Annotated in this window: 16 protein-coding genes; 8 read left to right on the top strand and 8 right to left on the bottom strand. The window is 39.3% G+C overall.

Annotated features, from left to right (window positions below):
• Positions 1 to 53: 53 nt before the first annotated feature.
• The 3 genes from FYJ34_RS03600 (at position 54) to FYJ34_RS03590 (ending at position 2,634) form a co-directional block, all read left to right on the top strand.
• Positions 54 to 1,052, top strand: coding sequence for an ORF6N domain-containing protein (locus FYJ34_RS03600; RefSeq protein WP_330582517.1), 999 nt, complete (start codon positions 54 to 56; stop codon positions 1,050 to 1,052).
• Positions 1,053 to 1,153: 101 nt separating this feature from the next.
• Positions 1,154 to 1,303 carry a transposon-encoded TnpW family protein gene (locus FYJ34_RS03595; protein WP_154476313.1) on the top strand — a complete coding sequence of 50 codons (150 nt, stop codon included), beginning with the start codon at positions 1,154 to 1,156 and terminating at the stop codon, positions 1,301 to 1,303.
• Between the two features lie 86 nt (positions 1,304 to 1,389).
• The gene (locus tag FYJ34_RS03590) at positions 1,390 to 2,634 is read left to right on the top strand and encodes an IS256 family transposase (RefSeq protein WP_117995389.1); all 1,245 of its coding nucleotides are present in this window, start codon (positions 1,390 to 1,392) and stop codon (positions 2,632 to 2,634) included.
• 284 nt (positions 2,635 to 2,918) lie between these two features.
• On the opposite strand, the gene FYJ34_RS03585 is transcribed toward FYJ34_RS03590, so the two are convergent.
• From FYJ34_RS03585 to FYJ34_RS03555, 7 genes are all read right to left on the bottom strand, one after another.
• A complete protein-coding gene (locus FYJ34_RS03585; RefSeq protein WP_024390393.1) occupies positions 2,919 to 3,290 on the bottom strand; it encodes a hypothetical protein in 372 nt (123 codons plus the stop codon).
• A 4-nt stretch (positions 3,291 to 3,294) separates the two neighbouring features.
• Positions 3,295 to 5,199, bottom strand: a complete 1,905-nt coding sequence (locus FYJ34_RS03580; protein WP_105248922.1) for an FtsX-like permease family protein — start codon at positions 5,197 to 5,199, stop codon at positions 3,295 to 3,297.
• Positions 5,186 to 5,944: an ABC transporter ATP-binding protein gene (locus FYJ34_RS03575; protein ID WP_154476311.1), complete on the bottom strand. Its 759-nt coding sequence runs from the start codon at positions 5,942 to 5,944 to the stop codon at positions 5,186 to 5,188. The genes FYJ34_RS03580 and FYJ34_RS03575 overlap by 14 nt, the downstream gene beginning before the upstream one ends.
• A gap of 107 nt (positions 5,945 to 6,051) precedes the next feature.
• Positions 6,052 to 7,071 carry a sensor histidine kinase gene (locus FYJ34_RS03570; RefSeq protein WP_024416726.1) on the bottom strand — a complete coding sequence of 340 codons (1,020 nt, stop codon included), beginning with the start codon at positions 7,069 to 7,071 and terminating at the stop codon, positions 6,052 to 6,054.
• Entirely contained in the window at positions 7,061 to 7,759 is a 699-nt protein-coding gene (locus tag FYJ34_RS03565; protein ID WP_154476309.1) for a response regulator transcription factor, read from the bottom strand. Before FYJ34_RS03565 ends, FYJ34_RS03570 begins: the two co-directional genes overlap by 11 nt.
• A gap of 18 nt (positions 7,760 to 7,777) precedes the next feature.
• Positions 7,778 to 8,773: a YdcF family protein gene (locus tag FYJ34_RS03560; protein ID WP_105248924.1), complete on the bottom strand. Its 996-nt coding sequence runs from the start codon at positions 8,771 to 8,773 to the stop codon at positions 7,778 to 7,780.
• A 3-nt stretch (positions 8,774 to 8,776) separates the two neighbouring features.
• Positions 8,777 to 8,965, bottom strand: coding sequence for a helix-turn-helix domain-containing protein (locus FYJ34_RS03555; protein ID WP_105179217.1), 189 nt, complete (start codon positions 8,963 to 8,965; stop codon positions 8,777 to 8,779).
• Positions 8,966 to 10,436: 1,471 nt separating this feature from the next.
• Between FYJ34_RS03555 and FYJ34_RS03550 the strand changes: the two genes are divergently transcribed.
• The 4 genes from FYJ34_RS03550 to FYJ34_RS03530 all read left to right on the top strand — a co-directional run bounded on the left by FYJ34_RS03550 (position 10,437) and on the right by FYJ34_RS03530 (position 14,481).
• Complete coding sequence (locus FYJ34_RS03550) at positions 10,437 to 11,447, top strand: hypothetical protein (RefSeq protein WP_206671418.1); 1,011 nt, start codon at positions 10,437 to 10,439, stop codon at positions 11,445 to 11,447.
• Positions 11,448 to 11,814: 367 nt separating this feature from the next.
• Positions 11,815 to 12,861: a tyrosine-type recombinase/integrase gene (locus FYJ34_RS03540; protein ID WP_154476307.1), complete on the top strand. Its 1,047-nt coding sequence runs from the start codon at positions 11,815 to 11,817 to the stop codon at positions 12,859 to 12,861.
• Positions 12,862 to 13,248: 387 nt separating this feature from the next.
• Complete coding sequence (locus tag FYJ34_RS03535) at positions 13,249 to 13,851, top strand: hypothetical protein (protein ID WP_154476305.1); 603 nt, start codon at positions 13,249 to 13,251, stop codon at positions 13,849 to 13,851.
• A 33-nt stretch (positions 13,852 to 13,884) separates the two neighbouring features.
• Positions 13,885 to 14,481, top strand: a complete 597-nt coding sequence (locus FYJ34_RS03530) for a hemerythrin domain-containing protein (RefSeq protein WP_154476303.1) — start codon at positions 13,885 to 13,887, stop codon at positions 14,479 to 14,481.
• A 247-nt stretch (positions 14,482 to 14,728) separates the two neighbouring features.
• Here FYJ34_RS03530 and FYJ34_RS03525 read toward each other — a convergent pair whose 3' ends face one another.
• The gene (locus tag FYJ34_RS03525) at positions 14,729 to 15,136 is read right to left on the bottom strand and encodes an RrF2 family transcriptional regulator (RefSeq protein WP_154476301.1); all 408 of its coding nucleotides are present in this window, start codon (positions 15,134 to 15,136) and stop codon (positions 14,729 to 14,731) included.
• Between the two features lie 334 nt (positions 15,137 to 15,470).
• Between FYJ34_RS03525 and FYJ34_RS03520 the strand changes: the two genes are divergently transcribed.
• The gene (locus FYJ34_RS03520; RefSeq protein ID WP_154476299.1) at positions 15,471 to 16,226 is read left to right on the top strand and encodes a tRNA threonylcarbamoyladenosine dehydratase; all 756 of its coding nucleotides are present in this window, start codon (positions 15,471 to 15,473) and stop codon (positions 16,224 to 16,226) included.
• The last annotated feature ends 12 nt before the right edge of the window (positions 16,227 to 16,238 follow it).

Raw genomic sequence — 16,238 nt, 5'->3', positions numbered from 1 at the left:
GCAGTGCGTGGCGGCTTGGAAAAGATAGTTAGATGATTTTGGAGGTGCATTTTGTGACAGAAGAAAATAGAGAGACAGTTATTGTAGATGATAAAACGATAAAGAATAAAATATATCTTATCCGTGGACAAAAAGTAATGCTTGATGTAGATTTAGCTGAAATATATGGTTATGAAACTAAAAATTTCAATAGACAGGTAAAAAATAATATTGAGAAGTTTGAAGGCGAAGATTTTATGTTTCAACTGACAGAAAATGAGTTTGAAAACTTGAGGTGCAAAAATTTCACCTCAAGTTGGGGCGGTTCAAGGTACCTACCAAATGCCTTTACAGAACAAGGTATTTACATGCTTATGACTGTATTAAGAGGTGAACTTGCGATTAGGCAAAGCAGAGCCTTAATTAGAACATTTAAGCAGATGAAAGACTTCATTATTGAAAATCAAGATTTTATCGGTTCAAAAGAATTAGTACAAATAGCTATACAAACCAATCGGAATACAAATGATATAGCAAAAATAAATGATAAAATTAGCACCTTAGCAACAAAAGAAGATTTGAAAAAAGTAATGGATAATTTTATAGATCCGGACACCTACAAGCATTTCCTTTTGATGAATGGAGATAAGATTGAGGCGGATGTTGCCTATACAAAAATATATAAGTCAGCAAAGAAAAGCATTTATGTTATAGATAACTATATAGGACTAAAAACATTGGAACTTTTAAGAACTGCAAAAGATAATGTTGAAGTCATCCTATTTAGCGACAATGTCAGAAATAAAGATATGCTTACAAAAAACATCCTAAATGATTTTAGAAGAGATTATCCAAATATCAACTTAAAAATGAAGGTTGCAGGCAAAAAATATCACGATAGATATATTGCAATAGACTATGGAACAGAAAATGAAGTCTTTTATCTTTGCGGAGCTTCATCAAAAGATGCTGGAAATAAAATATCAAGCATTACCAAGATAGAAGAATCATCTAAAGATATGTATCATATAATGTTTGGCGGAATGTTAAACAATAAGAATTTGAAAATTTAATATACAGATAACAGATTAGATAGTTATATGAGCTTTAAGTAAGGCGGTAGAAGTAAAAAATCTATCGTCTTTTTAATTGCAACAAACAGGAGGAAAATAATATGCACGAAAATAAAAATGAACAGAATACAGGAACAAAAACGATAAAGAAGATTGGGAAAGTAACCTATGAGGTTGTTGTCCACTTTAATGAAAATGCTATTGAGACAATGCAAGACAAATTAAAAGAGCCTGTGAAAAAAACTCTGTAAATGAGCCTGTGAAAAAAACTCTGTAAATTAAACACTATAAAGGTCTTCTATGATAAAATATATTAAATCATAGGAGGCCTTTTATTATGGCAAACAGAAAAAAAGAAGTTTACAAACCAAAACCGATGACAGAAGGAAAAAGAAATCTTATTCAGGGACTGCTCCAGGAATACGATATCCAGTCAGCAGATGATATTCAGGAGGCACTTAAAGATCTGCTTTCCGGAACCCTTCAAGATATGCTTGAAACAGAAATGGACAATCATCTTGGATACGATCGTTATGAAAGATCTAGTGAGCCTAATTACCGTAATGGAACAAAGTCTAAAACTGTTCGTAGTAAATACGGTGAATTCGAAGTAGATGTACCTCAGGATCGTCAAAGTTCTTTTGAACCACAGGTACTTCCAAAACGTCAAAAAGATATTTCTTCCATTGATGACAAGATTATTGCAATGTATGCAAAGGGGATGACTACACGACAGATTTCAGAAACCATAGAGGATATTTATGGTTTTGAAGTCAGTGAAGGAATGGTATCCGATATCACAGATAAGCTCCTTCCCAAAATCGAGGAATGGCAGAATCGTCCCTTGTCACCTGTGTATCCAATCGTTTTTATTGATGCTGTGCATTTCTCTGTACGTGATGATGGTGTGATCAGAAAGCTGGCAGCATATGTGGTACTTGGCATCAATGAAGATGGCATGAAAGAAGTCTTAAGCATCGTAGTGGGCGAAAATGAAAGCAGTAAGTACTGGCTTTCTGTATTGAACAGCTTGAAGAATCGTGGAGTTCAGGATATTCTCATTCTCTGCTCAGATGGATTAACAGGAATCAAGGATGCAATCTCTACCGCATTTCCAAAAACAGAGCAACAGCGTTGTATTGTACATATGGTGAGAAATACGCTGAAATATGTTGCAAACAAAGATATGAAATCCTTTGCAAAGGATTTAAAGACAATCTATACGGCAGCAAGCGAAGAAGCTGCTAGAAAGCAGTTAGAGACTGTGACAAAGAAATGGTCTGGGCAATATCCGAGTGCCATGAACCGCTGGCATGATAACTGGGATGCGATTTCTCCAATTTTCAAGTTTTCCAAGGATGTTCGTACCGCTTTTTATACTACGAATGCCATAGAATCACTAAATTCATGCTATCGTAGATTGAACAAGCAGAGAAGCGTATTTCCAAGTTCCCAGGCGCTGATGAAGGCACTATATCTGGGTACTTTTGAAATTGCAAAAAAATGGACAATGTCGATCCGCAACTGGGGAAAAGTACGTGGTGAACTGGAAATCATGTACCCCGACCGACTGATGATGTAAGTCTAAATAATATGCCAAGAAAAATACACCCAGATTTTTCTGGGTGCTCTTGACATGTTCGTTCATTTTTGCTATTAAATAGACAACGGCTTAACCGCAGAAAACTGCCATTAAGCCGCTTAATTATCATAGAAGATCTCAATTTACAGAAAAAATTTCACACCGTCGGTATCCATACGTTACAATTTATAAAAGCTAAACTCACTTTTGAGTTCCGAGCAGTTGTTGTTTGCTGATTCCGTGGCCAAAGGGATGGCATCATGAATCACCATATCTTATCACTGTTACTCAACATTCACGCTAATACTCACAATCTCCTTTGTCTGAGAGTTGAAAATCACAGAATAGGCATATACTTCGCCTTTTTCATGGAGACTGGTTTTAAGTGCAGAAACACTTACAATATTTTCAAAAGTTTCCTGCTGTTTTTCTTCGGAATCAAGTGATACAAATTCATTTTCCTTGATTTGTTTACCTACACTATAGGAAAAATCGCCTTCATCAAACGTTACATCGTACTCGCTGGAAATAATTTGATTTGCTGCTTTAATCACTTGTTTTTCCTCGTCAGAATAAGTTTCATTTTTCATTGAACATCCTGATAGCATACATAAGACCACAACTGCGGCAAACAATACGCTAAATATTCTCTTCATTCTTTTAACTCCTTTCATAATCCTGATACACTTTACGGAAAACAGCTTTTCGATAGGAAGCATCGATTCCAAAGTAAATTCCCGTCTGCAATACAAGCAGCACAACTGTACACCAGAAAGCTACCGGAATATTTGAAACAATCGCAAATCGTTCGCTAATAAAAATTCCAATCCAAAGGTAAATCAGAGCAACAAGGAAAGGAACCAACAAAATCAAGGATGTTACCTTACGCAATGCAGAAGATAACTCTTTCTTGGACAACCCGATTTTTACAATTCCTTTGTACTTTTTGCATTCTGCATCCAACTCCGAATATAGTCTGGAGTATATAAAGCTTGCAACTGCAAGAATAAACGTGAAGCACAGCATACTGCCGATATATAACGTCAGATTGTTCTGCAGCTGGCTGGTGCGATAGTAGCTGTACGCAGTTATCACATTTGCATCTCTGTTTTCAATACTGGTTTTCAATGAGTTTTCAACCGCTTCGGGACTATGACTATTCATTTCCCAGTTATCATAAACAAATGCTGTGATAGTCTTGCTGTCCATCTGTGGCTTCAAAGCATCAAAAACTGAATCATTTACAATGCAAACATTGGTTGTGAAACCGGACAGCATAATGGTTGCTTCTGTATATCCTTCTACAGACAGATCAAAACGATTTTCATCCATAAAGGACTGAATATCTGACGGAATCTTTTTGACGGTTTCTCCTGCATTTCCAGCAACGAGAAAAACGCCGTCTTCTGAAACTGTCACTGTTTCTCTACCGAGAAACTTCATTATGATGTTGTAATCACTTGCAGACATCATCGCAGAACGGGTTGGGTTAGCCTTATTGTACCAAAGGTTAAATACAGCTTTTTGATAACCGGGCAAGTCTTGCAGTTCCTTTTCAATCACAGCCACGTCGCCGGCAACATCTGCATTTTCTGTCCAGGCATTATAACTTATAGCATAGGGCATGATCTTCTCCGTTTCTGTTTTCACATTTGTCGATATGGAAAACAGGAGGATGATGGAAAAGAATGAAATGGCATACAATACAGCGGAAATTGTCATTGTCTGCGCATTTGCTCTCAGTTTTGCTTTTTTATCGCTGCTATAAAGCAAACGTCCTCTTGCATGACTTTTTTTTGAAAGGGCAAGGGCCATACGCATTCCATAGGCAAACATCAAATAAGTTCCAGTGATAATGGTAAAAACCAACACCAAAGCAGTCACACTATTGTCCTGAATCTGTTTAGCCATCTGTGTCCCGCTTGTAAAAAGCCAAACCATAAAACCAAATAAAACTAAAAATACAATAAGAAGGGGTAACAGTTTCTGTGGCTTTTCACCGGTTACTTCGGTTTTTAATAAACGTACCACCTCTTTCTTGCGAATCAGCCTTGGCGTAAAAAAAGCAATCGCTAAAAAGACAATTCCCAAGACAATAACAGTAGTAATGATTGCCTGAACAGGGAAATAGAAAGTAAAGTCGGATACGCCGATAACTTTATTTGCAATGTCCAAAAAGAATTTTGAAAACACAAATCCCAGCAAAATCCCCGTTACGATAGATGCAAATCCAACAATCATGTTTTCCAGAAACACAAGTTTGTTAACCTGCTTTTTTGATGCGCCCAAAATAGTGATCAAACCGAACTGGCGACTTCGAGCCTTCAGAAAACATCCCACAGAGTATGAAATAAAGCAAACGGAAAATCCAATGGAAATAAGCTCGCCTACTATAAGGATCAACCCCATGGTGCTGTCTCGGTCAATGATACTCATGGCCGGGTGAAACGACAGCACTGTGAACAGGAAAAATACAAATACAGAAAACACGCAGTTCACGAAGTAATAAATATAGTTTCTTCTGTCACGGCTGATATTGTTGCGGGCAAAGTCAAATAAGGTCATGCGGTTCACCTCCCAAAAGACTCATAGCATCCACAATCTCCTGTTGAAAAGTCCTTCGATTTCCATCGGAGACAATTTCCTGGTATAACTGTCCGTCTTTGATAATCAGGACGCGCTTGCAATAGCTCGCCACAAAAGAATCGTGCGTTACCATCAGGATAGTGGAATTTTTCGTTTCGTTGAGCATCCGGAATAATTCCATAACATCTTTCGTAGCCTTGGAATCGAGATTTCCGGTAGGTTCGTCTGCCAGAAGCAAAGACGGATTGGTTACAACGGCACGGGCAACCGCGGTACGCTGTGCCTGCCCTCCGGATATTTCAAAAGTGCGTTTGGAAAGGAGAGGCTCAATTCCTAAAAGTGCAGCAACCTCCGCGGTGCGCTTTTTAATCTCAGGAACAGGAACACCTTCCAATGTCAACGGCAGCATGATATTTTCGCCCACTGTCAAAGTATGCACCAAATTGAAGTCCTGAAATACAAAGCCCAAGGTATTCCGTCTAAAATGTGCCAGTTGGTCGTCATTCATTTCGTGGGGATCTTCACTATCAATGCAGACACTGCCGCTGGTAGGGTGATCGATGGTAGAAATCACATTTAAAAGAGTGCTTTTACCACTACCGGATGGTCCCATAATGGCGACAAATTCTCCTTTTTCAATACTAAAGTTAATATCATTCAAAGCGGTATATGGAACTTTTCCCTCATATACTTTACCAAGATGTTTTGTTGTTAAAATTGACATCTTTACAACCTCCTTCATTGTTCTGCATTTAGTATAGCTGATATCTCAAAAAATAAAAATCGAGAAAGATTACGGAACATGACAGTTTTGTAATCTTTCTCGAAATGCTATATTTCACTTTTTGCATGAAAATAAATAGTAAATGTACTTCCTTTTCCTAATTCTGACTGCACCATTATGGTATGTCCCAGATAATCCAGGCTTTGTTTTACCATATACAAGCCCAATCCGCTTGATTCTCCGCGCAGGCGTCCATTCTGTCCCGTAAAAAACAAATCAAAAATTCGATTGAAGTCACGAGGATCAATGCCACATCCTTCATCTTGGATACTCAATGAAGTACATTCTTCTGATCTGTCAGCACGGACGGTAATTTTCTTTCCTTCATCACTATATTTGATAGCATTGGTTAAGAGTTGGTACAACACGAAACGAAGCCATTTGGAATCGCTGTACACCACCAAATCATCTGCAATCTCAAGTTTTGGAAAAATTCCTTTTGTAATAAATGAGCTTTTTAACTCGTTGATACAATCTTTACACATACTGTGCAAATTCACTTTTTCGGAATGAAAATCATTTTTTATTGCATCAAGTTTATACATATTCAAAACCTGATCCAAATCATATTGTATTTGCGCCGCTGATTGTGCTATTTTACGAAAATCCGAATCGCCTTTTTTGTTTTCTGAAACCAGACGGATCACGGATAAAGGCATTTTTAATTGATGCACCCAGCGATAAATCATGATCTTACTCTGCTTTTGCTTGTCCTCCATACGAGCTAACCGGTTTAAATATAACCTGTGCTGTTCCTCAACTAACTTCCGATAGTGCTGTTCCTCGCGGCCTTTGGGTTCGCTGATTAGAAAATCCTCCAAGGTCTTGTTTTCATTACAGAGGATTTCATAAAAATCCCATGTGGAATATAGCCGGTAAAGCAAGAAGCACAATAAAATAAACAGAGATAAAAATACATAATACCACCATGTTCCTCCGGGATTTCCACTAATTAAAGTCAAATAAACAATCATAATGGAAACCGGCGCTGCTAAAAAAAGAAGAATTACCCATAGGTGATCCAAAACAAAACATTTTAAATGTTTTGCAAGTTTTTTATTTTTCATGACGTGAATCTCCTATGCGATAACCAACGCCTCTGACGGGTTTAACAGCAAGGGTGGAGCCAATGCGCTCTAATCGTTTGCGAATCCGGCTGATTGTCACATTCAAGGTGTTTTCTTCTACAAAACTCTCATCATCCCAAATTTCATTCAGCAGTTCCTCACGGCTTACAATATTCGGATAATTCTGAAACATCACCCGGATCACACCTGCTTCTGTTTTGGATAGTTCCGTCATATGTCCATGACAAGACAATGTTAATTTGCTTTTTGAAAAAATACAATCTTCACATTGTAATTCATCTGCGTTGAAACTTGAATACTCTCCATATGTGCGGCGGAGGACGGCGGAAATTTTTGCTGTGACCACTTCAAAAGAAAATGGCTTTGTAATATAATCATCCCCTCCGTTCATAATGGCATGAACTTGATCGGAGTCTGTATTTCTGGCAGAAAGAAATATAATCGGACAAGGACTGATACTTCTGATCTTATTACACCAATAGAAACCGTTATAGACAGGAAGATTGATGTCCAGCAAAACCAGATGGGGGGTTTCCAACTTGAATTCCTCAATCACATTTTTCAAATCTTTACACCGATAGACTAAAAAACCGAACCGCTGTAAATGGTCTGAAAGGAGTCCAGCAATATCGGGATCATCTTCTATTATCATAATTTTATAATTCATATTTATCTCCTTTTTCGTCTAAAAATTTAACATTGAAACAACTGTACCTGCCAACCAAAGCAGAAATAACACGATAGGCACTGCTTTATATTTGAGAATAATTGCGATATACTCTCTGATAAACGCATTCGGCCAATAATAAAAAGCTGTTTTGCACCCAACACCATCCGCTTTTAATCCAACCTGTTTTGCATATGTCCCAGTTCGAAAAACATGATAATCATTTGTTACAAAAATCACACGGTACTGGGACATCATCTGATCCATAATTTTTTTTGAGAACATCATGTTCTCAAGAGTTGTGGTGGACTGATCTTCCATGATAATGTTATGCTCAGAGATTCCTTTTTCCAGAAGATAATTTTTCATGGCTTCGGCTTCAGATATATTTTCATCACTGCCCTGGCCGCCTGAAACTATAATTTTTGCTTTTCTCCCGGAACTCTCAAATACCTCAATTCCCTTATTCAATCTTCCAGCCAGCAGAGGGGAGACCCTTTCGCCGTTAAGCAGCCCAGCACCATGTACGATAATAAAATCACAGTTTTTGTTTTTCGGCAAAAGGTGGTAGAGCTGTGAGTAAATGAAGAGTGCTGAAAAAGTAAAAATAACATACATCGCGATGAGGGCAATCAATACAACCATTGACATCGTAATAGTCGATAAATTTTTAGCTGAAATCGTTACTGCCACAGCAACGAATGCGCCCCAAATTCCAACTCCAAACGCAATAGATAAACTGTGTGCCAAACTGAAACGTTCTCTTTTTATTGCAATCACTCCTGCATAGATAAAGACAAAGGAAATAAACAGTAAAATCAACGGGATGACTGTATACAGAACTATATTAAGTAAAGTATTAACTATTGTCCCATTTGTAGCATAAGCCACTGCAACAAATAGCGATGCTAAGCTCAATGCAAGAAAGATTGAATTTCTGAAAGCACGTTTTTCCCTCAAAAATGAACCTATAAATATAGCCGTAAAAGCCCCAAATATAATCCAATATATCATTTTCTATTCCTCCGAATGCCAATTACATTTATATCGCTGATCAAGGGGCTTCTGTGTTTGTTTGGGTATTAGCCAAATACGATTTAAATGCACTACACCTTTGATACGGTTTTCTTTACAAAGTTTCTGCACTCGTCGTTCTGACAAGCCCCATAGTTTTGCTGCGTCTTGTACAGTCATATACTCGAACATTGCCGTCCTCCTTAATCCATCTACTTATATTATAGACGGTTAGCCGAATAATATCAAGTTTTTTAGTAAGATACAATACCGGCAAGCAACTTTATTATGCGAGCAATCTTCGCGAGCAGGTTTTGCGCGGTTCGCAAAACATCGGTTCGTTAGAACCGACTGCAAGGAAAAAAGAAAGCATCGAGCTTTCTTTTTGGGCTGCAAGCCTACGTGTTTAGCGTGAGTAAACTATCGTTACTCACGCTAAACACGTATCTCATCAAAATGAGATTATCTCAATAATAACATCAGTAGAATAAATAAAAATAGGCAGAAAATATCGAAATCTCCTGCCCTTTACTTATTCCACTGACTTCTTTACTATTCCACTTTTTGAGAAAAAATGGATGGTTATATTCGTCCATAAACATAAACTAAGCGGCAGTTTTAAGTTAGCCATCTTTTACGACTGAATCGGTTACTTTACTGGCTCATCTTTCATAGAAAAATGGATTTCTCTATGAACCAACAAGTCAAGTTTTCATGGTTTTCTTTAGTATTCCAACATTACTGAAAATATGGATTATTCTAAAAGTCCATATCGCAAATCAAAGTGGGCTACTCTAATACACCATTATTTCTATCATAATGGACCTCTATTCAAATCCACTTTTTAAGAAAACTTAGACTTCTTTACTATTCCACATTTAGCGATAAAATGGGAAACTCTACTTAACCATCTTTTAGCTAGTAATGGACTAGTTTCACTATCAATTGATTCGTTAAGGTAATGGATTTTTGAAAAGTCATCTTTTACCTTTTTAAGTTATACTATTTCCTTTCTACAGAATTGGCATGTCGAATACTTTTCAGCTTCTTATCTATTCACAGAAAAATATTTCTGTGTTTTTTTGATTTTGAAAATGTGGCATAGTAATATCGTAAAAATTGAATGACTAGAGCTAAACACTATCTGGTGTTTTTTCAACATCAGATAGACAGGAGGAAATAGTGCGATTTCATATTCGTAAGGTTCAATTATTTCAAAAATAATGACTCAGTTATTCAACTAACAAAATATAGAAAGGAGTTTTTAGGCCGTAGGTCCAGATAAAGTAACAAAGATATAGTCACAATCAAATTGAAATATTATTAAATAAATTCTGCATCATAAAGGAGGAAATATTACTGAGTCCATAGTTATAATCCAGTTTTACGAATAGCGAAACCAAAGCAAGAAATCGTTCAAATCGAAAAAATACAAAAAATAAACGTTATAAAGCGTTTCAATTATTCAAGCTCTAGAATCCAAATTGAGCATTGGAGTAGTCTTCTCCAATCAAAAAAACATAAAGAACACCTGCCGCAGCAGGAAGACACTGTTTTCGGAAGTATCGCGTTAATCGAAAACACCTCAACCATTGGTACAAAAAAGAAAGGAGTCAGTTATGACTAAAAATAAAAAAGACGATCACGTTCAGATCGTAGAAAAATGAAAAAACATGCGATAGAAAAACAAAACAAAGCGCTAAAAACACCAGAAGGCCGACTTCAGTTTGTCAATTCTCAAGGAGTTTCAAGTTTAAAGAAACGATTCAAAAAAGGAAAAGGCATTAAGCGTAAAGAGGCCAAAGAAACAGGAGATGACATTGAGTTAATCCACACTCATCGTACACTCCATAACTATTCGGGTTCATGGCATTGTTTTGCAAAATGGGTTTCAATTCACATTTCACCAGAACAGTTAATGGTATTAGGTAATGTTGAAAAAGATACGGAAGGTTGGATAGAACTTATCAATCAATACTTACAATATTGTATAGAGATTGGTTTAAGTCCATATACACAAGCAACCTACAAAGCAGCATTGGCCAAAGTTCTCGGAGTTTCCTCAACTAATTTTATCGCTACACAACCACGTACACGTGCAAATCGCATGAACAATCGTGTATTACATACAGACTATCGTTTATCTAACAAAAATAACGACTACTGGCATAAAGTAGTTGCCTCAACAGGCTTACGTAAAAGTGAACTGATCCACGTCACTGGTGACGCTATGCAACGTGGCCGTGATGGCCGTTGGTATTTAAATTTAGACGGCCATAAGCATCACACAAAAGGACGCAGAGATCGCTGGTCTCCAATCATGGCCACTAGTCAAGAGGAGGAAGAGTGGTTAGTCGCTATTTTCCAACGAGCAGGAGAAAAGAGAGTGTTTCATGTTCCCAAAGATTTAATTCTCGACGATTTTGATGGAAAGAAAGTTCCCACTGCATTAAAGCCACATAAGTATCGTGCTGAGTATGCAGAGCGTGTTTATCGCAGTGTAGCACGCGAAATTTCCAAGATTAGAAATCGTAAAGAAGTTATCCATCTGCGTAAAGAGTTAGTTGGCATCTCACTCGACAGAAAAGCTTGTAAAATTGTGACAAAGGCTCTGGGACACAATAGACCAGAGGAATTTCCTCGTTCCTATGCTTATATATTATTGAAACGCTAGGTAACATTGCACATTTTTCAAAAATCTAGCCTCAATTCATTACACATGTGGCATAATACTTGTATCTAGAAAATGAAAGGAATTCTATATGTTACCTCAAAATAATTCTCCTCTTCTGTTAAATCGACAACAAGCAGCGGAACTACTTGGAATAGATCCTAAATCATTTGATAAGTACATCAGAAGTCACCCAGACTTTCAATGCTTTATGGTAGGAAAACAAGAGCGCTATTTGAAGTCAAAACTGATTAAATTTATTGAAAGCCACTGCGATTGACGGATAATGATTGATAAAATTAGATTTTTCATATATCCTATATGTGACTAGTCTATTTTATCAATCATATTTTATAGAAAGGCTGATAAAATGGCAACAATAACAAAACGTGGTAACTCTTACCGTGCAACTGTATCACTTTATAAGAAAGGAGAATATAAACGAGAAACCAAAACCTTTAGCAACAGAAAAGATGCTGAGCTTTGGACATTAGAAATGGAACTTGAAAAAGGTCGTGGCAAGAACATTGCCGAACGATCCACCCTATTTCCTGATTTTTATAGAAATTGGGTCCATTCGGTCAAGAAAAATGATGTTCGCGAAGCCACCTTTATAAACTATAAACGAACTCTCGTAGTAGTTGATGACCTTTTTGATGGTATTCAACTTAAACACCTTGACGATCTCGTCATGCAAAAGAAAATCGATCAATATGCTGAAACCCACTCTAAAAAAACAGTAAAAGAACTTGTTCTTAAAATCCGTGGTTCATTGAAATATGCGTATGCTCGTGGTTTGATTAGCAATGACTTTGGTCATCTTTTAAAAGCAAAAGGGCAAGAACAAGCTAAACGAAATATTCCACTATCTATCACAGAATTTAAAAAACTCAGACAATACTGCCTAAGTCATACTGAGGATGAATTTAATGTTCTTGTTGCTCTCGCCCTTGAGACAGGAGCAAGACGTGGAGAACTTTTAGGAATTAAAAAAGAAGATATTTTTGAATATGGTATCAAAATTCTTCGATCAATTAGTCCAACTAATGACGATACCCAGCTTAAAACCAAATATTCTAAGCGTGATATTTCTATCAACGAAGATGTTTATCAAGCCGTGACAAAACTTGCACAAACAAAAGAAGGCTATATCTTTGATTGGAATGGATTCAAGCAAGCTGGTCAACTTCAAAAGCTGTTAAAACAGTTGGGATTAACAAAAACGACATTTCATGGACTTCGTGACACGCATGCCTCATTTCTCTTTTCAAAAGATATTAGCCTAGACTATATTTCTCGTCGTCTAGGTCATAACTCAATCTTAACAACACAACAGTATTATCTAGAATTGATGCCAGAAAAAAAGCACCAGCAAGATGCCGATGCTTTAAGTCTCTTAAACGACTTATCACTATAATTAACACCAACTGACACCAAAAAGGTGCCACAATCGTTGGTATAATAAGGTTTTGATTAACGTTTAGAGAAATGGAGAGAGAAAAACATCAAAAAAGTGATAAAAATGATTAGAAAGTCCTTGATAAGTAGCAACAGGGTTGCTGTTTTGGCAAAGATTCGCTTGAAAACCTATAAATGTTGTAAAAACAACGGAATAAACTCCTCCTGTAAGGTATGCTAAAGCGGCAGGCTGCAGCAGAGCGCTGCATTCGAACGGTCGGCATCCCTTCCGGGAGGAATTTATTTGTCCGAGAAGAGGAAGCCCTGCCGGATCGAAAGAGAAAGCATTGTGCGGTCGGGAAAGAGACGTTTTCCCGGCAAAGAAGATGAAAAAGGAGAAAACATAATGAGCGCAGTATTAGGACCCATCCATTATTGGTTATACGAAAAAATTCAATGGCAGGAAGAACTGCTGTCTGCCATAAAAAAAGAAGCAGAGCAGGCGGGATGGCTGGAAGCCTCCGGCGAGACAGTCTTAGGAGCGGAAGAGGAAAAACCGCTGGAAGAGCTGATTGATCCGGGCAATATCCACGGATGGCTGCAAGAAAGGATCCGGGATTCAGAAACGCGGTATGCAAAGCTGGCAGGAGAGCTGTTGAAAGAAGAACCGGATCGGATCCGGAAATTAGAAGAAATCGCGTTTGCTTTTGGGAAAAAACATGCCCTTTCCAGGGAAGCGACGGCCGAGGAGGCTTACAGGCAGTTTGAAAACTGTTTGTTGAACGGGATGCCCTGCGACAGAGTGAACCGGTTGGTGAAAAAGGAAGAAGAGTGTATCGTGTGGGAAGAAACCAAAGATCTGCACAAAGAATACTGGATCCGGGAAGAGGCGGATCCTCAGATCTATCGCCGACTGAGACAGCAGATCATGGCAGGGATCTTGTGGGAGACAGGCTATCAGGTATCCGGAGACGGAAAAATCTATGAGATCAGGAAACAGGGAAAATAGAAAAAAGGATCATCTGAAAAAGGAGAAAGAAACATGAGCGGAAATGAGACAACGAAAGGCTACAGCATTGAGATTTTGATAGAGGAGCATGAAAATATTACCCGTATGCTGCAGGTACTACGGACCATGTGCAGGAGGATCCTGGAAGGGGGAGAAGTGGTCACAGAAGATTTTCGGGAGGGGATCTCTTTCATTCGTAATTATGCGGATCGCCATCACCATGGAAAGGAAGAAAAATTTTTGTTTCCTGAGATGACGGTACATCTGGGAGGACCGGCACAGAAGCTGATCACTCACGGAATGCTGGTGGAGCATGACCTGGGGCGGGGACATGTGCTGGCACTGGAGACGGCTCTGACAGATTATGAAAAGGAGCCGACGGCGGACCATAAGCTGGACATTTTGGCGGGAGCGATGGCATATGTGAATCTGCTGACGGGACATATCGACAAAGAAAATCAGGTGGTTTTTACATTTGCCCAGCGTCAGCTTCCCGGGGAAGTGCTGGAAGAAGTGGATCAGGCATGTAGAGCCTATGAGAAAGAAGAAAAAAACAAAGAGGTTCGGGAATCCTACCTGGCGCTTTTGAAGCGACTGGAGGAAGCTTATCCGCTGACAGAGAAGATCTGATACGGAAACATGGCAGAAACCGGCAGTGACAAAAAGGCAGGGAAGGTGGCAAAAGGAGCCGGGTAAAAGCCGGCAGAGAAAGGGAAAGCAACAGGGAAACATCCCAAAAAGGGAACAAAAAACAGTAGAAGAAAAGCCGAAAGAATCCAGCCTCTGAAAAGAGGATCTGTCGCCAAAATAATCCGTTTTGGCGGCGGAACTCCTTCAAAGCGCAGTCTTTCGGCTTTTGATATGATAGACCCTTCCTTTAAAAATCTCCGGCGATCAGATCTTCCAGAGAAATCTGATAAAAAAAGTCATGAGTCATGACGTTGAATTTTTTCCACAGGGGCAAAGTGATGCAGCTTTCGCTTCGGGGACATTCTTCCGCGCCGGGCATCAGACATGCCACAGGGGCAAAGGATCCCTCCGTCAGTTCAATGATCTCTCCTATTTTGTATTCCTTTGGCGGACGGACCAGGGTATAGCCGCCGCCCCGCCCGCGGAGACCTTTCAGCATATCGGCAGCCACCAGTTTTTTTAAGATGCTTTCCAGATATTTTTCTGAAATACTTTGGCGAAGAGCAATGTCCTTCAGAGGGATATACCCCTGTCCTTCGTGCAAAGCAAGGTCGATCATAACGCGCAGTGCATATCTGGCTTTTGTTGAAATCATCGGGTCACCTCCAGTCACATATGTGGTTGCTGTGGCTACATTATACTGGGAGTTTTTAAAAAAATCAATATAACCGTGTAAACAGATTAATAAAGTATGACATATAATTCACAGAAAAACAAAAAGAATCATAGAAAAAGATGAGGCAGCATCTCACGCCGCGGCAGAAGAAAAACCTGTGCTGCACCGGGAAAAGTCCGCTATGACAGCAGGAAAAAGCTACCCTTGCAGGGAAGAAGAAATTACCCTTGCGGCAGGAGAAATCCACCGTTGGCACGGGAGGAAGAGTGTAGTATGATGGAAAAAACAAATAACAGAAAGAGTGGAGCAGATAATGTTAGATCAATTTTCAAGAACACGGCTATTACTGGGAGAAGAGGCCATGGAGCGGCTGAAGCGTGCCAGAGTCGCAATATTCGGAATAGGAGGAGTGGGCGGGTTTGCCTGTGAAGCCCTGGTACGCAGCGGAATCGGGACCTTTGACCTGATCGATGACGATAAGGTCTGCCTGACGAACCTGAACCGCCAGATTATCGCCACAAGAAACACGGTAGGAAGATACAAGGTAGAAGTCATGAAAGAGCGGATCCTGGAGATCAATCCGGATGCGAAGGTCAACACCCACCGCTGTTTTTTTCTTCCGGAAACGGCGGAGGAATTTTCCTTTGAAGAATACGATTATGTGATCGATGCGGTAGATACCGTTACGGCGAAGATCGAAATCGTGCTGCAGGCGCAGAAGAAGCAGGTTCCGGTCATCAGCAGCATGGGAGCAGGAAACAAGCTGGATGCGTCCGGATTTCAGGTTGCGGATCTGTATAAGACCAGGATGTGCCCGCTGGCAAAAGTCATGCGCAGAGAGCTGAAAAAAAGAGGGGTAAAGAAGCTGAAGGTGGTATATTCGGAAGAAAAACCCAGACGCCCTCTGGAGGATCTGTCTGCCAGCTGTCGGACAGGCTGTATCTGCCCGCCGGGGGCAGTTCACAAGTGCACTGCCAGAAGGGATATTCCGGGAAGCGTAGGCTTCGTGCCTTCGGTGGCAGGGCTGATCCTGGCGGGAGAAGTTGTCCGGGATCTGACCGGGATCTGACAGAGATTTGTT

It is taken from the genome of Suipraeoptans intestinalis (assembly GCF_009696485.1).
GTDB lineage: Bacteria > Bacillota > Clostridia > Lachnospirales > Lachnospiraceae > Suipraeoptans > Suipraeoptans intestinalis.
The sequence above is the reverse complement of the archived record's forward strand: the minus strand, read 5'-3'. Positions and strand labels throughout refer to the sequence as shown.